Annotated in this window: 25 protein-coding genes; 15 read left to right on the top strand and 10 right to left on the bottom strand. The window is 43.3% G+C overall.

Annotated features, from left to right (window positions below; genetic code table 11):
- Positions 1 to 186 precede the first annotated feature (186 nt).
- From M4S28_RS08465 to cydX, 4 genes are all read left to right on the top strand, one after another.
- Positions 187 to 1,617, top strand: a complete 1,431-nt coding sequence (locus M4S28_RS08465) for an aminotransferase-like domain-containing protein (protein WP_249631570.1) — start codon at positions 187 to 189, stop codon at positions 1,615 to 1,617.
- 142 nt (positions 1,618 to 1,759) lie between these two features.
- Positions 1,760 to 3,346: a cytochrome ubiquinol oxidase subunit I gene (locus M4S28_RS08470; RefSeq protein ID WP_249631571.1), complete on the top strand. Its 1,587-nt coding sequence runs from the start codon at positions 1,760 to 1,762 to the stop codon at positions 3,344 to 3,346.
- A 12-nt stretch (positions 3,347 to 3,358) separates the two neighbouring features.
- Positions 3,359 to 4,495, top strand: coding sequence for a cytochrome d ubiquinol oxidase subunit II (gene cydB, locus M4S28_RS08475; RefSeq protein ID WP_249631572.1), 1,137 nt, complete (start codon positions 3,359 to 3,361; stop codon positions 4,493 to 4,495).
- A gap of 10 nt (positions 4,496 to 4,505) precedes the next feature.
- Positions 4,506 to 4,607: a cytochrome bd-I oxidase subunit CydX gene (cydX, locus tag M4S28_RS08480; protein ID WP_017083482.1), complete on the top strand. Its 102-nt coding sequence runs from the start codon at positions 4,506 to 4,508 to the stop codon at positions 4,605 to 4,607.
- Positions 4,608 to 4,719: 112 nt separating this feature from the next.
- Here the strand turns inward: cydX and M4S28_RS08485 are convergent, their stop codons facing one another.
- From M4S28_RS08485 to M4S28_RS08495, 3 genes are all read right to left on the bottom strand, one after another.
- Positions 4,720 to 4,938 carry a hypothetical protein gene (locus tag M4S28_RS08485; protein WP_249631573.1) on the bottom strand — a complete coding sequence of 73 codons (219 nt, stop codon included), beginning with the start codon at positions 4,936 to 4,938 and terminating at the stop codon, positions 4,720 to 4,722.
- Between the two features lie 59 nt (positions 4,939 to 4,997).
- Entirely contained in the window at positions 4,998 to 5,717 is a 720-nt protein-coding gene (locus M4S28_RS08490; protein WP_249631574.1) for a hypothetical protein, read from the bottom strand.
- A gap of 98 nt (positions 5,718 to 5,815) precedes the next feature.
- Complete coding sequence (locus M4S28_RS08495; RefSeq protein WP_017068280.1) at positions 5,816 to 6,655, bottom strand: LysR family transcriptional regulator; 840 nt, start codon at positions 6,653 to 6,655, stop codon at positions 5,816 to 5,818.
- Positions 6,656 to 6,848: 193 nt separating this feature from the next.
- Between M4S28_RS08495 and gntH the strand changes: the two genes are divergently transcribed.
- The 5 genes from gntH to M4S28_RS08520 all read left to right on the top strand — a co-directional run bounded on the left by gntH (position 6,849) and on the right by M4S28_RS08520 (position 10,936).
- On the top strand, positions 6,849 to 8,474 hold the full coding sequence (gene gntH, locus M4S28_RS08500; RefSeq protein WP_108117381.1) for a guanitoxin biosynthesis MBL fold metallo-hydrolase GntH: 1,626 nt from the start codon (positions 6,849 to 6,851) through the stop codon (positions 8,472 to 8,474).
- A gap of 125 nt (positions 8,475 to 8,599) precedes the next feature.
- A complete protein-coding gene (locus tag M4S28_RS08505) occupies positions 8,600 to 9,115 on the top strand; it encodes a hypothetical protein (RefSeq protein ID WP_249631575.1) in 516 nt (171 codons plus the stop codon).
- 185 nt (positions 9,116 to 9,300) lie between these two features.
- Positions 9,301 to 9,810 carry a hypothetical protein gene (locus M4S28_RS08510; protein WP_249631576.1) on the top strand — a complete coding sequence of 170 codons (510 nt, stop codon included), beginning with the start codon at positions 9,301 to 9,303 and terminating at the stop codon, positions 9,808 to 9,810.
- A gap of 170 nt (positions 9,811 to 9,980) precedes the next feature.
- Positions 9,981 to 10,160 carry a hypothetical protein gene (locus tag M4S28_RS08515; protein WP_249631577.1) on the top strand — a complete coding sequence of 60 codons (180 nt, stop codon included), beginning with the start codon at positions 9,981 to 9,983 and terminating at the stop codon, positions 10,158 to 10,160.
- Between the two features lie 287 nt (positions 10,161 to 10,447).
- Entirely contained in the window at positions 10,448 to 10,936 is a 489-nt protein-coding gene (locus tag M4S28_RS08520) for a GNAT family N-acetyltransferase (RefSeq protein ID WP_026012381.1), read from the top strand.
- Between the two features lie 140 nt (positions 10,937 to 11,076).
- On the opposite strand, the gene M4S28_RS08525 is transcribed toward M4S28_RS08520, so the two are convergent.
- Positions 11,077 to 11,652: a nucleoside triphosphate pyrophosphohydrolase family protein gene (locus M4S28_RS08525; RefSeq protein ID WP_017075082.1), complete on the bottom strand. Its 576-nt coding sequence runs from the start codon at positions 11,650 to 11,652 to the stop codon at positions 11,077 to 11,079.
- Between the two features lie 213 nt (positions 11,653 to 11,865).
- On the opposite strand from M4S28_RS08525, the gene M4S28_RS08530 reads away from it, so the two are divergent.
- A complete protein-coding gene (locus M4S28_RS08530) occupies positions 11,866 to 12,936 on the top strand; it encodes a sensor domain-containing diguanylate cyclase (RefSeq protein WP_249631578.1) in 1,071 nt (356 codons plus the stop codon).
- Positions 12,937 to 12,976: 40 nt separating this feature from the next.
- Here M4S28_RS08530 and M4S28_RS08535 read toward each other — a convergent pair whose 3' ends face one another.
- Together M4S28_RS08535 and M4S28_RS08540 are read right to left on the bottom strand one after the other, a co-directional pair.
- Entirely contained in the window at positions 12,977 to 13,543 is a 567-nt protein-coding gene (locus M4S28_RS08535; protein WP_054546431.1) for a DUF1415 domain-containing protein, read from the bottom strand.
- An 85-nt stretch (positions 13,544 to 13,628) separates the two neighbouring features.
- Positions 13,629 to 14,828, bottom strand: coding sequence for an MFS transporter (locus M4S28_RS08540; RefSeq protein WP_249631579.1), 1,200 nt, complete (start codon positions 14,826 to 14,828; stop codon positions 13,629 to 13,631).
- A gap of 110 nt (positions 14,829 to 14,938) precedes the next feature.
- On the opposite strand from M4S28_RS08540, the gene M4S28_RS08545 reads away from it, so the two are divergent.
- Positions 14,939 to 15,811 carry a LysR family transcriptional regulator gene (locus M4S28_RS08545; RefSeq protein ID WP_249631580.1) on the top strand — a complete coding sequence of 291 codons (873 nt, stop codon included), beginning with the start codon at positions 14,939 to 14,941 and terminating at the stop codon, positions 15,809 to 15,811.
- 966 nt (positions 15,812 to 16,777) lie between these two features.
- Here the strand turns inward: M4S28_RS08545 and M4S28_RS08550 are convergent.
- Positions 16,778 to 17,014 carry a glutaredoxin family protein gene (locus tag M4S28_RS08550; RefSeq protein ID WP_004734934.1) on the bottom strand — a complete coding sequence of 79 codons (237 nt, stop codon included), beginning with the start codon at positions 17,012 to 17,014 and terminating at the stop codon, positions 16,778 to 16,780.
- Positions 17,015 to 17,167: 153 nt separating this feature from the next.
- Between M4S28_RS08550 and M4S28_RS08555 the strand changes: the two genes are divergently transcribed.
- Both M4S28_RS08555 and rlmF read left to right on the top strand, forming a co-directional pair.
- A complete protein-coding gene (locus M4S28_RS08555) occupies positions 17,168 to 17,665 on the top strand; it encodes a YgjP-like metallopeptidase domain-containing protein (protein WP_004734935.1) in 498 nt (165 codons plus the stop codon).
- A gap of 4 nt (positions 17,666 to 17,669) precedes the next feature.
- Positions 17,670 to 19,043, top strand: a complete 1,374-nt coding sequence (gene rlmF / locus M4S28_RS08560; protein ID WP_249631581.1) for a 23S rRNA (adenine(1618)-N(6))-methyltransferase RlmF — start codon at positions 17,670 to 17,672, stop codon at positions 19,041 to 19,043.
- A gap of 107 nt (positions 19,044 to 19,150) precedes the next feature.
- Here rlmF and pilW read toward each other — a convergent pair whose 3' ends face one another.
- Both pilW and metA read right to left on the bottom strand, forming a co-directional pair.
- A complete protein-coding gene (gene pilW, locus M4S28_RS08565; protein ID WP_249631582.1) occupies positions 19,151 to 19,918 on the bottom strand; it encodes a type IV pilus biogenesis/stability protein PilW in 768 nt (255 codons plus the stop codon).
- Between the two features lie 169 nt (positions 19,919 to 20,087).
- A complete protein-coding gene (gene metA / locus M4S28_RS08570) occupies positions 20,088 to 21,029 on the bottom strand; it encodes a homoserine O-acetyltransferase MetA (protein WP_004734938.1) in 942 nt (313 codons plus the stop codon).
- A gap of 273 nt (positions 21,030 to 21,302) precedes the next feature.
- On the opposite strand from metA, the gene M4S28_RS08575 reads away from it, so the two are divergent.
- Both M4S28_RS08575 and M4S28_RS08580 read left to right on the top strand, forming a co-directional pair.
- Positions 21,303 to 21,671 carry an ATP-binding protein gene (locus tag M4S28_RS08575; RefSeq protein ID WP_017092626.1) on the top strand — a complete coding sequence of 123 codons (369 nt, stop codon included), beginning with the start codon at positions 21,303 to 21,305 and terminating at the stop codon, positions 21,669 to 21,671.
- A gap of 74 nt (positions 21,672 to 21,745) precedes the next feature.
- Positions 21,746 to 22,168 carry a DUF3859 domain-containing protein gene (locus M4S28_RS08580; RefSeq protein ID WP_017083493.1) on the top strand — a complete coding sequence of 141 codons (423 nt, stop codon included), beginning with the start codon at positions 21,746 to 21,748 and terminating at the stop codon, positions 22,166 to 22,168.
- A 155-nt stretch (positions 22,169 to 22,323) separates the two neighbouring features.
- On the opposite strand, the gene M4S28_RS08585 is transcribed toward M4S28_RS08580, so the two are convergent.
- The gene (locus M4S28_RS08585; protein ID WP_249631583.1) at positions 22,324 to 23,430 is read right to left on the bottom strand and encodes a M20/M25/M40 family metallo-hydrolase; all 1,107 of its coding nucleotides are present in this window, start codon (positions 23,428 to 23,430) and stop codon (positions 22,324 to 22,326) included.
- Positions 23,431 to 23,520: the final 90 nt, after the last annotated feature.

Raw genomic sequence — 23,520 nt, forward strand, 5'->3', positions numbered from 1 at the left:
TAAGACACCACACTTTATTGATGAGTGCGGTGTCTTTTCTTATGGGAGAGATAAACAAGTCGACCGTGAAGAGAATTGCGTTTAGGGTAGGGCTTTGGTTTACCTCGAATGCTCAGTTCACCTCGAATGCTTTGAATATCGGGAGTTCGGGAAGCTTAAGCGCACTGGATAAGAAAGAACTTTTTGATGAAAAAATCACAGATACTCGCCAATACAATTAAGAATCAGATAGAGCAAAACATCTGGTTGAGTGGTGAGAAGATCCCATCAATTAGAGATGCGTGTAAGCGCTATAAACTCAGCATCGAGACGGTACTGCAAGCCTATCAACAGCTTGAAGACCAAGGCTATGTGCGCTCGAAGCCTAAATCTGGTTATTTCGTGTTACCGCGCAGAAATGTGTTCACCTCAGAACTCGCACAACAAAAAGCCATCAAACCGTATCCTGTTAAAATCAGTGACTTGCTTTACGATGTGCTCCAACGTGCCAAAGACCCTAGCATCATTCCACTTAGCTCGGCATTCCCAGATCCTGCTTTGTTTCCGCATCAAGCATTGTCGCGCAGTTTAGCCAATGCCAGCCGCCAAATGCCCGATAACAGCATGCTCACCAATTTGCCTCCAGGCAGTGAAACACTTCGTAGACAAATTGCCCAACGCTATCAAGTTCAAGGCTTGAACGTCCTACCTGACGATATTGTGATTACTTCTGGGGCGATGGAGGCACTTAACTTATGCCTACAATCCTGTGCCGAGCCGGGTGACTTAGTTGCGATAGAGTACCCAGCGTTTTACGGTGTGTTACAGACTATTGAAAGACTAAACCTCACTGCTGTTGAGATTCCAACAGACCCGACAACAGGGATTGATTTGGATGTGTTGGAGTCGGTGTTCGCTTCAATGGACATCAAAGCATGTTGGTTCATGACGGAGTCGCAAAACCCGGTTGGCTATTCGATGAGTGATAGCAACAAGCAGCGATTGGCCGAGTTGGTGAATCAACATAAGATCCCGATGATTGAAGACGATGTGTATCGAGAACTGCACGTTGGTAATCAAAGCTCATTGCCTGCTAAAGCCTATGACACTGGCGAGCAAATCATGTTGTGTGGTTCGTTTTCCAAATCATTGTCGCCTGGCTTTCGAATCGGTTGGGTAGTTGCAAGGAAACAAGCGTTAAAGATTCAAAGGCTGCAGCATCTTTCGACACTCTCAAGCAGTATTCCTATCCAACTTGGGCTGTCTCACTATCTGACATTTTATAGTTATGACAACCATCTTAAAAAACTTCGCAAGCTTTTGAATGAAAGGAAGAAGGCACATATTGCATTGTTAGAATCTAGCTTACCTTCAAGTGCGACGGTGCATAAAAGCCAAGGTGGCTACTTCATTTGGATAGAACTGCCGCACTCTGTTTGTGTTGAGAAGTTGTATGAACTAGCCCTTGAACAAAACATCTCTGTCGCACCGGGAATCATATTCAGCAGTGACAAAAAGTTCTCTCATCACATTCGACTCAACTGTTCGTATGCTTGTGACGACAAAATAGCAGAAGCCATTCAAACACTAGGCGGCTTGATTCAGACAATGGAATCACAAGCCATCAGGTGCAGTTAAGCTCTCACCGATAGTTCGTCAAATAATTTAATCTGTTCTGTTTTTTAACAATCAACCTGTTCTAGTTTGGTTCGTGAGAACTGTGCTGAAATACGCTCCAATTCTTAATATGAAAGCCATCATTATGATGTTTGGAGCTTAAATGTTTGATGTAGTTGAATTGTCGCGTTTACAGTTTGCGCTAACCGCTATGTTCCACTTTCTTTTCGTCCCTCTGACTATCGGTATGTCGTGCTTACTGGCGATCATGGAGTCGATCTATGTACTTACCGGTAAACAAATTTATCAAGACATGACCCGATTCTGGGGCAAACTGTTCGGCATTAACTTTGCCTTGGGTGTCACGACCGGTTTAACCATGGAATTCCAGTTTGGCACCAACTGGTCTTATTATTCTCACTATGTCGGCGATATTTTCGGTGCACCTTTAGCCATCGAAGCGCTTGTCGCGTTCTTCTTAGAATCCACCTTTGTCGGCTTATTCTTTTTCGGCTGGGAAAGGCTATCGAAACGCCAACACCTTGTAGCGACTTGGCTGGTGGCTCTGGGCTCGAGCTTTTCTGCACTGTGGATTTTGGTTGCAAATGGTTGGATGCAAAATCCAATTGGATCAGAGTTCAATTACCAAACCATGCGCATGGAAATGACCAGTTTTGCAGAAGTGGTGCTTAACCCTGTCGCACAAGTTAAATTCCTGCATACCGTGGCCTCAGCGTATACCTGTGGCTCAATGTTTATCCTTGGTGTGAGCTCTTACTACTTGCTTAAAGGGCGAGACATTGCTTTTGCAAAACGTTCGTTTGCTGTTGCAGCTTCGTTCGGCATTGCTTCTATTATCTCGGTGATCGTATTAGGTGATGAGTCGGGCTATGAACTGGGCGATGTTCAAAAAGTAAAGCTGGCCGCTATTGAAGCTGAATGGCACACAGAACCTGCACCTGCGGCGTTTACCTTGTTTGGATTACCGAACCAAGAAGAAGGCAAAACCGACTTCGCGGTCAAAATCCCTTATGTGATGGGAATTATTGCAACGCGATCTTTGGATGAGCAAGTCACTGGCCTTCATGACCTACGCGATCAGCACCTCGTCCGTATTCGCAACGGAATCATCGCTTACGAATTGCTAGAACGTTTACGAGCAGGCGATACTTCTTATGAGACGGAACAAGCCTTTGATCAAACCAAGCGCGATCTCGGCTATGGCTTATTACTTAAGCGTTACACCGATACCGTAACCGATGCGACTGAACAGCAAATCCAACAAGCGGCAGATGATTCCATTCCAACTGTCTGGCCACTTTTCTGGTCATTCCGAATCATGGTGGGTTGTGGCTTCATTATGTTGTTTGTTTTTGGTGCGGCCTTCCTGCAAACCTACCGTAAAAACATTACGCAAAAGCCTTGGTTACTGAAAGCGGCGCTATGGTCAATTCCATTACCTTGGATTGCCATTGAAGCTGGCTGGTTTGTTGCGGAATATGGTCGTCAGCCTTGGGCAGTAGGTGAAATTCTTCCTGTGACCGTCGCGGCTTCTTCTCAAACCGTTGAAAACCTGCTTACGTCTCTTGCTCTCATTATCAGCCTATATATCGTATTTATCATTGTTGAAAGTTACTTGATGATTACCGTTGCTAAAAAAGGCCCAAGCAGTTTAAAAACGGGTCGCTATCACTATGAACAAAATACAACTTCACTTGAAGCCAAATTGGCACAACAAGTTCAACAATAAGGTGACTGACTCATGTTCGAATATGACACATTGCGTTTAATTTGGTGGGTTCTGATTGGTGTACTGCTGATTGGTTTTATGATCACCGATGGTTTTGATATGGGAGTGGGGGCGTTGTTACCGTTTATTGGTAAAACGAACGCTGAAAGACGAGTAATGATTAACTCCATCGCGCCCCATTGGGACGGTAACCAAGTTTGGTTAATTACCGCAGGTGGTGCGTTGTTTGCGGCTTGGCCTTTGGTTTATGCGACATCGTTTTCAAGCCTTTATGTGGCGATGTATTTGGTGCTTATCTCATTGTGGTTGCGTCCTTTGGCGCTTGAGTATCGAGCAAAGATCGACAGCGATCAGTGGCGACAAGTATGTGACTTGGCAATCTCGTTCTCAGGCTTCTTCCCTCCAATCTTGTTTGGGGTGGCGTTTGGCAATTTGATGCAAGGCTTACCTTTTACGCTCAATAGCTTCTTGATGGTTGAGTACCATGGTTCGTTTATCGATTTGATCAACCCATTCGCGCTTTTGTGTGGTCTAGTCGGGTTATTGATGGCGCTGTTACAAGGTGGTGCGTGGTTGATGATGAAAACCACAGACGTAGTGTACAAAAAGGCAAGAACGGTGACGCAGGCGAGTGCGGTACTTATCGCTTTCCTTATGGTGATTGGCTGTATGGCGATAAACCATATTGATGGGTATCTGATAGTCAGTGCGATGGATCATAGCTCGGCTTCAAATCCTTTGAACAAAGAAGTCGTTACACAAGCAGGCGCTTGGTTAACCAACTTCGATACGTACCCTTGGATGTGGTTTGCACCGATCGGCAGCGTGACCATTCCATTGCTGGCTTTGATTGGCGCAAGGTTGAAATGGGATGCGATTACTTTTATTAGTTCAAGCCTGACTAACGCTTGCATCATCTTAACGGCGGGTTTCTCAATGTTCCCGTTCATTATCCCGTCTAGCGTTAACCCGAGTAATAGCCTAACGCTGTGGGATTCAACATCCAGTGAGCTGACCTTGAACATCATGACTGGCGTGGCGTTTGTGATGGTGCCAATCATTCTGTGTTATACCGCGTTCAGTTATCGAACCATGTTTGGGCGACTTGATAGCGAGTATGTCGAACGTAATGGCCATTCACTGTATTAAGGAGTTTTTCATGTGGTATTTTGTTTGGATATTAGGCTTATTCTTAGCCTCTGCATTTGCGGTTTTGAACGTCATTAGCTTAGAGAAAAGTGATTCAGAAACGGAGTCTTAATCGCTGAGTAGGGCTCTATAAGAAGATGAGAGTTATATAGAAAACAAGAGCTATATAAGAAGACCAGAAGCGTGAGTTTCTGGTCTTTTACGTTTTGTAATGTGTTGACGAATTATTCCAGAATAAGGTTTTCTTTAATCTCATCGTTAAGATACCCCTGATCAAAATCTGGTGTCATGAATTCGACTAAGGAGGAGTCTAGATAGCTGGTTTCTTGATAATGCAAATCTAAGTGATCAGCAGTTGCGTAGGTGGGAATCGCAGAAAACAAAACGATACTGATCGCTGCAGCGATATTAATGGCTTTGTTACGTTGAGGAGTCATTTTCATAGTAGTGCCCTCGAAAGGTGGGCAAATCCATCTGCCTATGAGAATTGAATCTGAGATGTTTAGAAGTCGTAAGACAAACCAAGAGTGATGATGCTGTCGTTGTCAATTGAGCCAATTAGATTGTCGCCAACTTGTAGGTTACCCTCGTTGGTGTTGAAGTAGGTGTATTTCACGTAGGGCGTCCAGTCGTCGATGCTTTTAGAGAGAACGACTTCGTGCTCATTGGTACGGTAGTCACCTTGATGAAAATAGATATTGTCACCGTCATGGGTAAACCCGCCATTGGATCCATCACTGTTTTCGTGAGTGTATTGGTAAGCTAAATCCCAACCGGAGAGTGAGTACCCCGCACCGGCGATGAACTTATTGGTGTTAATCGCCGTGTCGCTTACATTTTCGAGTACTTGCCCTGACTGTTTATATCCCAATCCACTGAATAAATTGAAGTTATCGTTCACTTGATAATCGATAATACCTTCGATTAATAACTCTTCACCGTTGTCCCATTTACCGAGTTCACCGTATAGGTTGAACGTGAGAGACTCGCTGATGTGAAAGTCGTGGCCGTAACCTGCTGCCAGCCAACCCTGGTCATCAAAACCTATATAGACTTGTCCATTTTCTGAGGTATCGATTAATGCGCCAGCTTCTGTGGAGTAGACACCGTTATCAGCAGCATTAGAGGCAACGTTTTGTTCGATGTAAACTTGAGTCGAAGTCGCAAACGCTGCGCTGCTGAGTAACGTAAGTGGTAGAGCAATAAGGTTAAGCTTTTTCATGGATTCTCCAGTGTCGTTCTATTGAATTAACTTGCTGGAGAGTATGTGATTAAACTGAATTTATATTAATAGGGTTAACTTTAGTTAAAACCTCAGCTTCATTTATGCTTTCTCAATGCCGATTTGATTGCTTCGCGGGTTTTGATGTGTTGTTCGTCTTTAGCGTAGCGGCGGTGATAGAGCATTCGAAACGTGATCGGTCTTAATTTGATGGGGATAGGGTGAACACGTAAGCCAAGCGCTGGTGCGAGCATTTCTGCAAAAGAGCGAGTAGAAGCGGCGATATAATCCGTCGTGCTTGCCAAAATCAGCATGCTTGAAATTGAGCTGGTTTCAATCCTGACTTTTCGCGGCTCGATATCGCTCTCTGATAAAAACTCGACCGTGTTCATGTTGGCGCGTTTGATCTTGAGCGCAATATGTTCCTCTTGGAAATACTCTTCTTTACTCAGTGTCTCACCAATTCGAGGGTGGTTGATTCGAGTCAGACACACGGGTTCCTCATCGACGATGGTTTCTTCAATCAATGAGTGTTTCTTACTCGAAAGTACATCAATGACGATATCTACTTTTTGTGCAGTAAGCGCATCAAACAGTTCTTCCTCTTCGAGCGGCGCTTCCGTGAAGCTTACGCCTTCAACCTGGCTAACGAAATGAAGCAAGCTCTCTGTGCAATAGACTTTAAGGTCATTCTTTTGCTGCTCAACCGTTCCAATGATGTTCAATGGGTCTTCTATCTTATTAGCGAGTGATACCGCTGCACCAGTAGGTGCGATACCTCGTCCTTCTCTCACAAATAAAGCCTTGCCCACAACACCTTCGAGTCTCTTAATCGCCGCACTTACCGCGGGCTGAGAAATATCGAGCTGCTCTGATGCCACGGTGATAGAGCTGTGTTTGTAAACGGCCAAAAATGTCGTCAGTAGATTAAGGTCCAAATTCAGTTCCCTCTATTCTTATTGCCACTCATCCAAATCATGGTGGAGTTACTATTAACTCATAAATGAAATGGAGGTTTTAAGTAAAGTTTACACTATATATCAAGGTTCTGTTTATTAATAAACTTGTTTGCATCGGAGTGAGGAAGGAACTTCATTCATTTACTAAATACTCAGACCGATAGGTGAAACTATGAGAACTTTCGCAAAATTATCAATCATCTCTACAGCAATGATCATCACGACAACCGCTTTTGCTGCTGACCCAATGATGCAATACAACACCAAGCAGACTAACTCTGATATTCAAAAACTCGAGAAATTTGAATATCACGAGGGTGAAACTCTTGAAGAGTATCTGAGCACTCAACCTAAGGGGAACTTGTACTCTTCAGAAGAAGAGGTGCTTTCTGTGTTAATGGGCGGTGTAAACAATGGTGACTATCGCAAAGAAACCAATTCAGGTTGGAAAGAAGGCCTGATGTTTGAGGGCATTGCACCTTATGGCGATCACATGGTGTCTGGCGCCAACTGGTTCCCACGCACTGAAGAAGTTCAACCGGATGAAATGCGTGTCACGTTCATGGGGACATCACCAATGATTCGCCCGGGGCAGGCAAACACCTCGATATACGTCGAATTGGGTAACGGCTCTAACTTTGTCTTTGATTTAGGTGAAGGATCAATTGCGAACTACGTAGCGGCGGGTGTCGCGATGAATGAACTCGACCATATCTTCATTACTCACTTACACGTAGATCACTACGGATCATTACCTTACCTGTATCAATTTGGTGGTTGGAATGGTCGCTGGGAAAAGCCGCTTAACATTTATGGCCCGAGTGGTGCGACTCCAGAATATGGCACTCGTCATATGATTGAAGGCATGCAGCAAATGTTGAACTGGCACACCGATGCATTTGATGTGTTCCCATCAGGCAACGACATAGTGGTACACGAGTTTGATTTCCGCGACGACGGTGGCGTTATCTATGACCAAGACAATGTGGAAGTGATTCACTGGCGACGCAGTCACGCAAAAGATGGCGCGTCTGGTTACCGCTTGAATTGGACTCAAGATGACGGTCGAGTGCTTTCGTTTGTTTGGACAGGAGACGGTCGCCCAACTGAGTTGGATTTGAAATACGCAAAAGGCGCAGACTTGTTCATTACTGAACTGCAAACCGAAACGTTTGGTGTGTCTTCGATTATTCAAGGTGTGCCGCCATTCTTAGCACGTTACACCGTTGATACTCACCATACACCAGCGTACGCGGCGGGTTATGTGGCGAATGAAGTACAACCGCGCTTGTTCATGACAACGCACATGACATTCGACCCATATCTCAATGAGGAAACCGTTGCAGAGGTTCGCCACCATTGGCAAGGGCCTTACCACTTCGGTGCGCCAGATGGCATTGTCGTTAACATGACTAAAGATAATGCGTGGGTTCGTGAAGGTATTTTACCTGATTTCCCGAATGCGCGAGCGCCACAATTTGATCTGGCAGATGGGTCTGATTTTAGAATTCCATTACCGAAAAACAGCCGTGAAGACATACAAGAACAAGAGATTCGTGATTTAGAGCTGGATCCAAAACTGTACTACCCAGAAGGCTACCATCCAGAGCTGTTAACTGAGTGGCCAGTCGACCGTGACATCGTGATCCCAGCTGAACAAGTACCAGAAGCAATGAAGCAAGGTATGAACACCAAGCAAGAATACATGGATAGAGTGCGTGCTCACCACAATCTTGAGCGCAAATCGGTAAGTCGTCCAACTGAGCCTGGTGAAGGAGCAGGAACCGACAACAAATAGGGTATTTGTAGTGAGGGCTGATATTGCCCTCACATCCTAAAAAGTTAGGTAAATAAACCCATTCTCTTACTCAATCATAAAACTATTGCTTACAACTTCTTTGCTTAGAATATCTGGAGTTCATTATGAAAAAATCAATTTTAGCGGTCGTCATTCTATCTTTAGTGTCAGCGTCTGTTTTCGCTAACGGACAATCCAATGCTCACAACTATCAACCTGGTGCGACGAATAACTCAGAACGTTTAGCGGATATTGATCCTAACTACGAACTGACCTTACCTTCAGAAAAAGAAGGCTACACCATGTATGACAACCAATCCATGTCAGATGGCGGGACCTACACAACGTATGTCAAACCGAATCCTTCCGATGCAATGCATGTAGCCGATGAAGGCTCGCTAAAAATAACGCATGGAGAAGGTGGTGTCATTATGACGGAATACACCACAAAGAATGGCCAACACACGTTTTCAGTGATGTGCGGCTACACTTCGGGCCCATCATACTGGGCTGACGGAAAACCAGCGAAGGTATGTGAAGAGGCGCAAGCACTAGCGGTTGCATTGGAAGCAAAAGGTCAATGGGAGGTGAAGCCAATGACTTACACCATCGCACCAGCAAGAATCGTAGTTGATAAGTGATTTTTGTCTACAGAACGCTCGTTATATCGAGCCTCGTTATCCAATCATATTGATTACTTGTAGTGAGACAGAGGGGTACTCAGGCTGAAATGCTCATGAAGTTCCCCTCAGCTTAGCTCACCTTACAAGAAGCTAAGTCAGCCAACTAATCAAATTTGTATTCGAAAATACAGAAGGTCTATCCTATGAAAAATACCATTAAGCTACTGGCTATCGCATGTGTTTTACTTACTCCAATGCTTGTCGCCGCTGCCGAACATAATCACAGTCACAATCATTTTAACCCTGAATTAGAGCAACTGGGCGACGACATTATTGGTCTAACCGTGTGTTACAAAAATGGGCATCTATCAGATGAGAATCAAGAGCCTGCGTTTATGAACCTTATCAACCATGCCAGTGTAGACGGTGAGGAGTTGGGGATGTACTACATGGATAAGTTGGGTCCTAAAGCGGAGCAAATTATGAGTGATGACGACGCTCGTCACTTATGGACTCAAGATTATTGTGCTGATTTGACTGACACTTATTTGGATTCAGATAAGTTAGCTCAAAGATCAAATGAACATCAAAGTCATTCACACGGCCACGATCATGGACATAACCATAATCACGATCACCATGGACATGGCGACTTGACTCCAGAGGTGCTTGAGCAAGATATCGAACGAGGGCGTTTACTCAGTATTAACTAAGCCCAATAAGATAAGCGTACTTACTTTGTTACCTCTTGGCATAAAATGGTAAGACTCGAATCGAGTGAATGACTAGAATTATCTCAAACGAAACAAGTGAATTAGGGCGGATTCTAGTCACTTTATCTTATTCGAATGGATGCTTTGAAAGCTCGAAAGAGGATTATTTTATGTACGAACTCACACTGATTCTAAGCCTAATGATGGGTGGCGCTGACAGCACAGCAGAAATGGAAGTTAACACCCAATTTACGACTCTTGAGCAATGTAATGAAGAAGGCGCAGTGCTAGCTGAGAAGCTAAATGCAACAGACCTTAAAGTCATCCAAGTTCAATGTGAACGTGACTAATCAAGAGAGCTAGTTAAACAATATGGGCACATACCTTTGTGTCCATATCACATCAACATAATAACCTAGTCTTTACTCTCTCCATCGGAAACTTTCCGTTAGCCACTACAAGTAAAACCATATTATTAATACGCCTTCGTCAAAATACTGTTTCCCTCCACTTGCTAATTCCTTAATTTGAAACAATTTCATCTAACCTATTGTTAAATATTTACTATTTGATAGTGTGTCTAGGTGCACATTAAGGATGTGTTTCATATTTAGCGATGAAAATAGTAGGAGTTGCGATGAGTATTATAGTGAGACGGTCTGAACCGTCAGATGCAAAGGGAATCAAAGAAGTTTACGAATGCACTAATGCTTATACCGGTACGCTGCAACTCCCCAATCCATCTCTGGAAAGCTGGCAGAAGCGAATCTCTAATATGCCTGACAACGTGTACTCTTATGTCGCGATGATCGACGATGAGATTGTTGGCAACTTGGGAATGGAAGTGTGTGTGAACCCAAGAAGGCGACATGTGGCTTCATTTGGTATGGGTGTTAAAGACGATGTGTTAGGCAGAGGCGTTGGGAGCCAACTGCTCGCGACAGCAATCGATCTGTGTGATAACTGGATTAACATCAAGCGAATGGAGTTAACGGTGTACACCGATAATGAAAGAGCGATCAGCCTGTATAAGAAGTTCGGTTTCGTGATTGAAGGAGAGTCCGCAGGGTTCGCTTTCAGAAATGGCGAATATGTGGCGGCTTATCACATGGCACGACTGGTATAGTGGTAACACGGTGACGTTTTCAAGAACGAGAAGACACAGAAAATAAAACGATAGATATTAAAACGCCACGTTATCGTAACGTGGCGTTTGTTGTTTTGACTCGCTAAAACATTAATGATTTAGAAAGCTAAAAGACTCGCCTAAGCTGTTAGTGGCTCAAGGTTCGCAGGACGGTAGTGTACTGATTTAAGTACTTTACCTTGGCGAATTGTCTTACCTTCAGATACAAAATCTTCCGCGCACTTAGCGATGATGTATTCGCCTTTTTGAACAGCCATCAGCTTGATGTTTTGCTCAGCATAGAAAGCTTCTGTTTCAGCGTATTCAGTTTCGTTGCGACATACTTTGCTCATGTTGCTTGAGTGTACTTCGTCCCAACAAGGCAAGAAGTCGATTGAACGGTTTTTACAAACATTCAATAGCAGGTCGATCAGGTAGCTGATCGCTAGGTTATCTTCAACCTTAGCTTGGCCAAGGTGAACTAAACGTCCCATCAAAACATAAACGCTGTCTACGATAGCGTCAGCTTGCTCGATTTTAGAGTCTGCTTCTGCTAGTTCTGTTAGTTCTTCTATCGCTAGAGAGGTATGTAGCGTATCGCCTTTTTCGTCCATTGTTTCAGGAGCAGCAACAGGCAGATCAAAAGTGCTGCGGAACTCTTCAATGTCGCGGTAAAGGTGATCGTAGATTTCTTGGCTTAGTTGAGAAAGGTTCATTTTCCTATCCATTCTGTTTCGTTAATGGATCATTTTATCAAAGCTAGGAATAGGGTGCTAACGCAAAGTCGAAGAAGTCGACTTTTATTCATTGGACCAATGAGGTATTTTGCATACAAACCAATTGATTATTAGGTTTTTTTACACTTTACTCTTCTTCATATACCAAATAGTGATGTTGTCATTAAATTCGACAGTTGTGAGATCCCAGTTATGCACCAAGCTAGTGAAAGCGAAATTGTTATACGCCGCTTGTATCAAATTACCAATGACTATCGAAAAGGTTTCGATAGTCAGATCGCTCAACTGCTTATTATGGGACTCGAACGCTTTGATTTAGATATTGGTATCCTGTCGAAAGTAGAAGGCAACCGCTATCGAGTGGAACACTGCATTACCCCTGAGGGCGTGGAACTGCACAGTGGCGATATTTTCGATTATCGATCGACCTATTGTGAAATTACGTGTAAATCAATCGGCCCTATCTGCATTGAACATTGCGGTAAACACGATAAATATGCAACTCATCCTGCTTATCAGTCTTTCGGCTTAGAGTCCTATATTGGCATTCCTATTTTCGTTAACGAAGAGCTTTACGGCACCTTAAACTTTTCAAGTCCTAGACCGTATTACAGAGAATTCAAAGAGTTCGATATCGATGTGATGAGGTTGATGGCTTCATGGATAGAAGTAGAACTGGTTAGAAGGCAGCAAGAACGTAAACTGCAAGAACTGAACGAAAAACTTGAATACCAAGCCCTGTATGATCCCCTTACCCACTTACCGAATAGACGTTGTTTGTTCAAAACGCTGAATGCAGAAGTTGAACAGTTAAAAGGATCTTTAGGTAAAGGGACGCTAGCGGTTGTCGACATCGATTTCTTTAAGGTCGTTAATGATACTTACGGTCACCAAATGGGTGATGTTGTTTTAAAGAGAGTGGCGAATGTGTTGAGTCATAACACTCAAGAAGGCGAGTTTGTGGCGCGTTTCGGTGGCGAGGAGTTTATTCTTTGGTACCCAAATAGAACCCCCAGTTATGTTGAAGATAAGTTCAGGATTCTTTTGCAAGAGATGAAGAAAATCACACTGGATAGAAAGCCAGTCACCATATCAATCGGCGCCTGTCATTTTGAATTGAGTACTGGGGATACCAAAGGGGAACGAATGTCGGCGTTAGACTCGTTAATAAAAGTTGCCGATGAGTGCCTGTATATTGCTAAACAAAATGGACGAGATCAGTTTATTTCTCGTCCATATCATCAAGAACGCTCAGGAATATGAGCCATCTTGTTAGCGATTAACTGAACTATTAGCTGAACTATTAACTGAACAGGTAAGGGAACAGTTGACGACGTTCTTCCGGCGTTAAAGATTCAACTCTCGCGATGTTGGTATCAGGAATCGCTTCAGGGTTAGGGTAGTGCTTCAACACCTTTTCCATACTCGCTTCACGAATCAAATGGTAAACCGGATACGGAGAACGGTTCGTTAGGTTTTCATCGTCTTCTGGATCTGCACCACCAAAGCAATAGTCTGGGTGGAAGGTTGCTACTTGGTAAACGCCTTCCCAATCTTCTTGCTTGATCAACGCTTCAATCCAATCAATGAACATGTTGTAGTCGAAGAAATCTTGCAGCATGTTAGGTACAACCACCAAAGTCGTCTCTAATTCTGCGACTGGCGTGTTATCTAACTCTACGAAATGCGTCATGATGTCTTGCAACAACGCTTCTTCCGTATTCGCTTCACTCACAAAGATCTTAATCTGTTTATTACGTTGTGGCTTGGCTGCGAATGGACACAGGTTTAGGCCAATAACGACATCGTCTAACCACTGCTTTACTTGGTCGTGGATGGTTTGAAGCTCTGTGCTTTGAGTGTTCGACATAACAGGTTCCGAAATGAAATTTTGCGTAGGATATCAGAACGGACGTTAATCAAAAGCAATAATTGAGTTACAACCTCAGTCGCACTTATGCTTGTGCGAGTTTAGAGGCCGATACTTGAAGTTGTTTTAATTGGTAGACCCAAGTAAATATCGCAACATAGAAGATTGAACCGCCCGCAATGACGCCATTCCAACCGAACAGTTGCCAGCAATACAAGAGTAAGAAACCACCTAAGCTCCCGCCAATATAATAGTGAACCAAGTAAAGTGCAGTTGCTGTCGCCTTAGCGCTTGGTGCTTTTTGACTTACCCAAGAGTAGGCAAGGGTATGGGCGAAGAAAGCTCCGCCGCTAATCAATAATAAACCAGCGAGCATGAATGGGATCTTATCGACAGCAGAAACAAACATTCCAATTAAGCTGATGCACACGCCCATCAAGATTCCGCTTAACGGATCAAAACGGAGTGTCCATTTGTTGGATAGCTTAGAGCTGACTGTACCAGCCAAATAACACAGGAATATAAGTGAGGCTAAACCTACGGGCACTGAGTGAGGCTCGGATACCAACCTAAAGCCCATGACTGAATACAAGTTAACAAACAGTGCAAAATTAGCGCCTCCGATCAACATCGCGAGCCATAAGGTGCGGTTTCTTAAATGCATCACTACTGAACGGTTATGGTGAAAGAACAAGCCTTTCTGTGGTTTGAAGTTTTGTTGTTCCGGTAGGCTATACGCAATATAGAGCGCGCCAAGCAAAGAGCCGACAACGAAAAATAACACAGTCACATGCCAGTCAAAATAGTCCGTGATTAAGCCCCCTAGTACACGTCCAAAGATCCCACCTAATGAGTTGGCCGCAATATAACCACCAATCGCGACAGCAAAGGCTTTGGGTGATAACTCTTCGACCATATAGGCAACCGCTACACCAGCGAAAGCTGCGACAGCAATTCCCATCAAAGCTCTCGCAATAACGAGTTGCAGCAAGGTAGTCGTAAAAACCATACTCAATCCAATCACAGGAATAGCGAACGAACTGAATAGAATAATAGGTTTTCGACCGAAGGTTTCAGATGCGATAGCCCAAGGCACCAAGCTAATCGAAAGGCCAAGTGTTGTTGCGGCAAACAGCCAGTTGATTTGAGTTTCAGAGACTTGGAAGTGCTCAGCCATGTGCGGCAAGATTGGCTGAAAGAGATAAAGGTTACAGAAAATGATAAACGAGCCAATCGCTAATGATTGGGTGATTCGTTTGTATTGAGGACTGCCTTTATCAAACATTGATGTTGTGCCTGTGCAAGTTAATAAGCTATTTGTGAACAAGTTATCAGTACAAGTGTGATTAAAGAAATATATTAAAGATATCGCCTCCATATATAAAATATATTGACATGCTTGAATCAAAACCACTTCGACATTTTCTGGCTGTTGCTCAGTTTGGTAACTTCACTCAGGCTGCTAAAGCGCTGCATATCGCGCAACCTGCATTGAGTATCTCCATTAAAAAGCTAGAACAAACGCTTGAGTTGATTCTATTTCGTCGTGGAGATAAATCCGTCACCTTAACGGAAGAGGGAAAGGTACTGTTTGAGCATGCGAAGCGAATAGCCCAGCAGTTCGATGATGCTCAACTTGCGATGAATGAACTAAAAGGTTTAGAAAAAGGAGAGGTGCGACTAGGCGCTCCAAGTATGATGGGCAGTTACTTTTTTCCGCAAGTCGTGATGGCATTTAAGAGCCAATACCCTAACCTCAAATTGACGATAATAGATGCTGGTACAGCTTCAATTCGGGAAATGCTGTTAAACGGCGAACTCGATATTGGTGTGATTAATCATGAGAACGTTCCTGATGATTTGGAAACGGATCATCTATTAAGTTCAGAGATGCTTGCGGTCGTTGGTAAAGAGCACCCACTCGCAAGTCAACCATCCATTACTTTTGAAGAATTTTTTGCTCAAGAGCTGATCATGTTCAAATCGGGCTATTTCCATCGCGATTTTATTGATGCAACGTGTAAAAATTACAACCTAGATATGACCATCGCATTCGAAACCAATTTATTACCAATGATTCTTTCTATCGTGAAGCGAGAGTTCGCCATTACTGCGTTACTCAGCTTAGTGACAGAGTACGAAGACGATGTTGTCGGCGTACCATTTAAAGACCCTGTGAAACTGAATCTATCTTTGGCTTGGAGAAAGGAAGGGTATCTGTCGAAAGCCGACAGAACCTTTATTGATTTCGTTAAGCGTTATGTGTGATTTTTTTTCGTCATGCCGCCGATTGATCTAAAACAATTCACATTTCTAATGGTTCGTGTGAACGGTGTCACTAATTTAGGCGTGGATATTAAGGGTTTATGATTTACTTAATGTGCCTAGGGTTTAGTAATCGATAAGGTTTTTAGGTATGAAATACTGTTTTTATCAAATGCGAATGTAAAGAGCAAAAACTGGTTAGGATTCATAGAACGTTTATGGATCGTCTTTTTGGTATTAAAGGAAGATACCAATGTGTGAACTTCGGTGTGGTTTTCAAAATTAAAGGCTAGTGATCGTGTTACAATAATAAAGTGTGGTTGGAATATGCGTACATAGTCCTGTGTTAAGCTGACCTAATGCCTATCACACAAATTTCAGCTTTCCTGAATTTCACTTAACAGCCCATTGCAAAAGAATAGTTACTCGAAAAGTTAACCTGCCATGCGTTTACTTCTCGGCTCTTTTCTAACGTTGGCTAAGTTAAATTTTCAAACCGCCTACAAACTCTTCAAATTATATCTGATTAAAACCACGTAGACTTCTTCGCTTTATTTAAAATTCGATTAAATATAACCAGTTGATTTTAAGTGCTTTTATTTAGATTTGATCACAAGAGTTAGTAATGGTTATATCATTCTGAGAAAAACGTGTGGTTAACAATATGGTTAACTTACATTAGTTGATTCATATTTGCGTCCTTGAACCATTATCCAAATAGTAATTACCCGATGAAATGTAAGTGCAAAGAGCAAAGGCTTGTGAGAGTTCACAGGACCATTTTAGAAAAAGTCCTTGGGATTAAAGAAAAATATAAGTGTTCAGCTTGTGGCAAGCTCTTGAGGGTAAAAGGATAGCGATATCGAATTTTAATGATCTACTTACATTGAAATAGATAAAACAAAGCCCGCATATTCTAGTTAGAGTATGCGGGCTTTGTTGTGTAGAAGTACTGATCTCTAGACCACGTTAGGTGTTCTTTGAGTTATACATCTTATCGAAGTTTTTCTGATTCCAGCCGACCATCACTTGGTCACCGATCTTAAGCACAGGGATAGAACGAGCACCCATCGCTTGTAATTCTTTACGGCCACGCTGCATTTTTGCATTCGTTAGGCGATATTCAATTTTCTTCGAATCCAAATAGCGTTGTGCATCTTTACAGTGCGGGCATTTGTCTGCGACGTACAATACAACACGTTTCATTTTTACAATCTCTTTTTGAGTGTAGCTCTTGGTGAATCTCGCTAAAGTGTAACGAATCCTAGGTGATTAGAAAAGTGTGATCAGTTACACTATGCGGCTCAATTTTCAAGACCACAACATATTGTCGTGGTGTAACTTGTACGGTCTTTCAGCATGCATCCTTCTTTACGCTATATCCAAGGCTACCCGAAGCACATTCTCGACCCGGTAACTCAACTTGTTGAATCAGGTAAATTGGTGCCGTGGTTTGAAGCTCGCTACCCAAAGAATCATGAAATCAAAAGCGAGAAAGCCCTGTTTGACTATGCGATTGAGATTAAAAATCGCTACATGAAAAAAACGCCACCGATCAGTAAAGTGATTTACGACGGCAAGATACACCTAATTAATAATGCACTAGGTCTGCACTCTTACGTCGCGAAGAATCACGGTGGAAAGATCAAATCGAAGAACGAGATTCGTATCGCCAGTGTTTTTAAAAATGCACCAGAACCTTTGCTGAGAATGCTGGTGGTGCATGAACTGGCGCACATCAAAGAGAAAGAACACGACAAAGCCTTTTACCAACTATGCTGTCACATGGAGCCGGAATATCATCAACTTGAGTTAGATGCCCGTTTATTCATGATGTATTTAGACTTAAAGAAGTAGCCCAATGAGCCAATCACAAAATAGAACTACGCTAAGCCTGTCAAAAAACAGTACCTCATCAGCAAAAACAAAAGACAACCAAGCTGAGCAAGGTAATCGTACTCAAGGTAATCGCAAGCACGGTGATATTAAGCCAAATGCAGGCAAGCCAAGCAGCGACAAGCGTATTTCTACAAAGAACACATCAGACCGCAAAAACAGTGCTCCCAAAGGTGCTGACAACAACAAAGCAAAGCGACCTTTTGCAAAAGATAGCAAAGGTAAACCGGGTGCGAATAAAGGGTCATCGAATAAGGGTTCTTTCAATAAAACTGCTTTTAACAAAAACGCAGCCCAGAAAAGACGCTCGACTGAAAAGCCTCAAGGTGGATTACACCCAAGAAACCAACATACAGGTCGCTATGACTTCGAGTTATTGGTTGCAGCATTGCCTGAGCTAAAAGAACACCTGATCAAGAACCCGGTGGGCGAAGACACCATTAATTTCTCTGATCCATTAGCCGTTAAGCTACTTAACAAGGCTTTACTGGCGCATCACTATGGCGTTAAGCATTGGGATATTCCTGCTGGTTACTTGTGCCCGCCAATTCCTGGCCGTGCAGATTATATTCACAGAGTGGCAGACATCCTTAATAGCGATGGTCAAGGTGAACCTTATAATCATTCTTCTGTGAAAGCATTAGATATTGGTGTTGGTGCAAACTGTATTTACCCAATCATTGGTGCGACAGAGTATAAGTGGCGCTGGACAGGTACTGATGTCGATTCAGTCTCCATCAAAACAGCGAACTTCATTGCGGAAAGTAACCCTAATCTAAAAGGTAAGATCCGAGCTCGCCTGCAAGCCGACTCAGAATCTATCTTTAAGGGCGTGATTAAGGATAATGAACGTTACGATGTCACAATTTGTAACCCTCCATTCCATAGCTCTCTAGAAGAGGCGGAAAAGGGATCACAACGTAAACTGGATAACCTAGCGGCAAACCGAGCTAAGAAAGCGGGTCAGTCATTCAAGCCAGAAACGAATAAGAAGCCAGCTAAGTTAGACAAATTAACCACGCAAAATAAATCAACTAAGCAAGATAAACCAACCTTAAACTTTGGTGGCCAAAAATCTGAACTTTGGTGTCCGGGTGGTGAAGCGGCTTTCATTATGAAGATGGCGAGAGAGAGCCAGCTTTTTGCTACTCAAGTACTGTGGTTTACGACATTGATCTCTAAGAAAGACAACGTCGATATGGTTCGTTCAGAGCTAGGTAAGCTTAGAGCTAAACAAGTAAAAGTGGTTGAGATGTCACAAGGCCAGAAGGTGAGTCGCTTTATCGCATGGACCTTTATGGACGACGAACAAAGACAAGAGTGGATTGCGCTTAAATAACAGACTGTACTTAGTTAAGATATTAAGCTGAAATTACGAACGGGCTTGTTGTTAACGCAACAAGCCCGTTTTTATATCTAACGCAACAACTCTAAGCTCAGTTAGCCTTAAACGGAGAGCAGTTCGTCTAATTTACTTTGGTATTTCTGTTGAAGTGCACGGTTACCCGCCTTCTTTTCGAGTTCGACCAAGATTTGAAGCGATGGAATTTGATAGCCATAACGTTGGTGAAATTTGAATAAGCGGAGCCTAGCGTCATTGTATTCGGCCTCACTGACTTCAATTTTAGAAAGCTGTAGTACGGATCTAGCTCGATTTGGGTCGTGGTCAATCGCACGAGAGAAGTAGTATTTTGCTTGCTCGACCTCTCCGGCTTTAAACGCGCAGAATGCCGCATTTTCATAACTGGCAGAGACGAGATAATAATAGGGTTGGTCGATGGCACGGTTAAAGTATTTATCGGCTTGCTCGTATTCGCCCTGTTTACACAAGAATGTACCGTAGTTGTTCAATACGTTGCCGTTTCTTGCGTCTAACCTCAGCGCTTTCTTATAGGCGTTTCTTGCTTCGTCAACTTCCCCAACTTGTTCGTAATAGTGCGCAATGGAAAGGCGAGCTCGATAGTAGCTAGGTGCGTGTTTGATGGCGAGCTCTAGGTTCTCACGTGCTCTCACCATATTCCCTTGCCCCATATAACCCAAACCTAATTCAATACGAGATTCAGACATCGCAATAGGGTCACTTTCAATCTTTGGCGGTCCTTCAGTGACAGAAACGCAACCGACCAACGAAAGAGAGGCGAGTAGTATCAGACTCGATAACGAAAGAGGGCGGGATAATGAAATAGGTTTAGATAATAACGAGTTGGCGGGCATGTGAAGCTCCTTATGAACACCAACCCATCATATGAAATCAAATCTATTGAAGTGGTAAATCTATTATGGAATGCGACTCAAACACCATAAAAAAACCGCGTCCAATTTGGCGTTTTATCAACAACCTACTGAACACGGCTTTATGTGTTTGTGAATCGAAAGAAAGAACTTAATCGTCTTTGGTAAAGTTGTCTTCGCTGAAGTGATCCAAATCGTAAGGCGTTTGTTGGTAAACGCAGTAGTTCAACCAGTTTGAGAATAACAAGTGCCCATGACTACGCCAACTTGCGACAGGCTTATTATCTGGATTGTTGTTCGGGTAGTAGTTGATTGGAATCACGGGTTCCATGCCTTCGCCTAAATCACGAACGTACTCACCGTGTAATGTATGCGCATCGTATTCAGGGTGACCCGTTACAAACACGTTTCGCTTATCTTTGGTCGCCGCCAGATATACGCCAGCCACATCAGAAGTCGCAAGAACATCAAGGTCGGTATGCTCGGCTAAGTATTCTTGAGAGAAATCTGCGTAGCGAGAATGCGGTGCTAAGAAGGTATCGTCAAAGCCACGCAGAAGCGGGTGGTAAGGGTGATGAATCTCGTGATTATAAACACCAGAAAGCTTCTCTTTGCGAGTGCGCTTTGGCAAGTCATACAGTAATTTCAAACCCGCCTGAGCCGCCCAACACACATACAAGGTTGAGGTCACGTGCTTGTTTGCCCATTCCATGATGGTTTTTAGGTGGTCCCAGTAGATAACATCTTCAAATTGAACCAAGCCAAGCGGTGCACCAGTAATGATCAATCCATCAAAGTTTCTCCCTTTGACCATTTCAAATTGGCGGTAGAAGTTATCAAGGTGTTCAGTCGGTGTGTTTTTGCTTGGTCGGTCATCAATGCGCAGCAGCTCAACATCCACTTGCAATGGACTGTTCGATAGTAGGCGTAAGAATTGAGTTTCAGTTTCAATCTTCTTCGGCATTAGGTTGAGGATCAAGACTCGAAGTGGACGAATTTCCTGTGTCGATGCTCTTGATAACGGCATCACGAAGATGTTTTCTTCACGAAGAACATCAGATGCTGGCAATTGGTCTGGAATGCGAATAGGCAAAGCTTTCTCCCTAAGCTAGATATGTAGACGTCTATACATCTAAATCTATAGTAGTTTGATACGCTTGTCGATATCCAAAATGGATAGATGTAAATTATTTGTGTTTTCTATCAGAAGCCATCTACCGGCTTCGACGAAGTCTTATAATGTTTAACGACTACCCGAGTAAGGCATAAGTGCTTGGTTCTGTTATGTAGAACTAGGCAGTTATCAGAGCAAGCGGTTAGCATTTACGATAAACTCATGTTTTCGAATTAGCCTGTAAAGTGACAGATGAAGTTAATACTCATTCGAGGGTTGCCCGGTTCTGGCAAGTCAACAAAAGCAAAAACCTACGATGCATTGCATGTCGAAGCGGATATGTATTACGTGAATGAGCAAGGTGATTACTATTTTGATCCAAGGCAGCTACAACAAGCACATGAGTGGTGTCAAAACACGACAGAAAATGGCTTGAAACAAGGGTTAGATGTTGTTGTTTCGAATACCTTTATTAAGCATTGGGAAATGAAGGCTTACCGTCAACTTGCAAGAAAATACAAAGCTGACTTGATCATCGAAGTGTGCCGAGAGCAATATGGCAGTATTCACGACATCGAACCGTCTGTGATTAAGCGCATGGCAAAAGATTGGCAAGAATAGCCTCGTGCTTATCCAGCTTGGCTGAATGGCAAATAGAATTAAATGAATAGAACAACTTCAAGGTAACGATTGAAATGGCAAAGCGCTCAGTTGTGGTCGACATGACCTCCTATGGTATCTACTCCACATGGGATTCAAAATCTAAAGACCTTCCAAAAATCCAAGAGTTCACTACCATCGTTGATGCTGAAATCGACGTAGAGTTTGGCTATATCCTGAATATCAAAAAAGCCAAAGGTGAAAAGATCCGCTACTGCATCTATCACCCGGATATCACCACAGACAAGGGCGAAGTGCTCGAACCGTTCGATGGTGAAGAGCATGTCGGTAACAACGACTGGGATTTCTACTTAGGCGACACCATCTGGGCGCCAGTCTCGAACAAGCTAGGCAAGTGGCGCATGACCGTGGAGTTAAAAGGCAACATCATTGCCGATAAGACATTCGACCTTGTTGCAAAAGACGAAGGCCAATTCTGGAAGCGTAGAGGGTTTTAAGCTTAATCTTCTAGCTAAACTCAGACTACAAAAAAGCCGAGTCACGGATCATACGTGAACTCGGCTTTTTGACATTAACTAGATGGCATTTTCTATTTCATTAACGAGTAAGGTTGTCTAGTTAACAAATAAGACTGGCTAGTTAACCAGTAAGACTATTGAGTCACGTAAGCGACTACAAACTCAGTGATAGCGACCATATCTTTAACCGCGATGTACTCTTCAGTGGTGTGAACTTTCGCCATACCAGTTGAAAGGTTAACCGTTGTTAGGCCTTTCGCATTGAAGTTGTTTGCATCGCTACCGCCGCCAGTGCGTTTAGTGTTTGCTGTTACGCCAAGCTTCTCAAATGCTGATTTGATAGAAAGAATGTGCGGGTGATCGTCTGCAATCACGAATGCATCGTAAGCGCGCGTTGATTCGATTTCTACTTCAGCGCCGAACTGTTTTGCACTCTCTTGGAATGTCGAGATCATGTGCTCAACTTGAGCCGTTAGCTTTTCGCCGTTTAGAGAACGTGCTTCAGCCACGACTTTAAGCTCTGGCATTACGATGTTAGTCGCTTGACCACCCTCAACAATACCAACGTTTGCTGTCGTTTCTTCATCGATGCGAAGTAGGTTCATCTTAGTGATAGCGTCTGCAACAACTTGAATTGCGCTGATGCCTTCTTCTGGCGCTAAACCAGCGTGAGCAGGGCGGCCTTTGATTTTAGCAACAATTTTTTGCTGACCCGGAGCTGCGTTTACGATGGTGCCAATTGGGCCGCCTGTATCCAGTACGATAGCGTGCTCAGATTGAATGTAAGACATATCGAAGTTCAAAGAGCCGAACAGACCGCCTTCTTCGAAGACAGTGAACGCAATCTCGATAGTTTTGTGCTCTTTGCCTTCAGCTTTGATGCAACGAACCGCTTCCATGATAGCTGCGATACCAGACTTGTCGTCGCCACCGAGAATTGTGTTGCCTTTTGAACGGATGATACCGTCTTCAATGATTGGCTCAATGCCGATACCTGGCGTTACTGTGTCCATGTGGCAACTGAATACTGTGCTGCCTGGAAGAGTGCCATCTAGACGAGCGTAGATGTTGAAACCGTTAGACACTTCTGTAGGGACAGCCAGTTTGTGAACTTCAAAGCCTAGTTCACCAAGTTGTTCAGCCAAAGCTTCAGCAATCGCTTTTTCATTACGAGATTCACTATCAATTTTCACTAGATTGCAGAAATGTTCTACAAGACGTTGTTCATTAATTTGGGTCATTGTTAATTCTCATTATGCTTCCGCTCGTTCTAAAGAAGCTGCGGAGGTAGGAACAGGAAAATTACTATAACGCCTTTTTGTAGGATGATT

The sequence above is a fragment of the Vibrio sp. J383 genome, assembly GCF_023503985.1.
Lineage (GTDB): Bacteria > Pseudomonadota > Gammaproteobacteria > Enterobacterales > Vibrionaceae > Vibrio > Vibrio splendidus.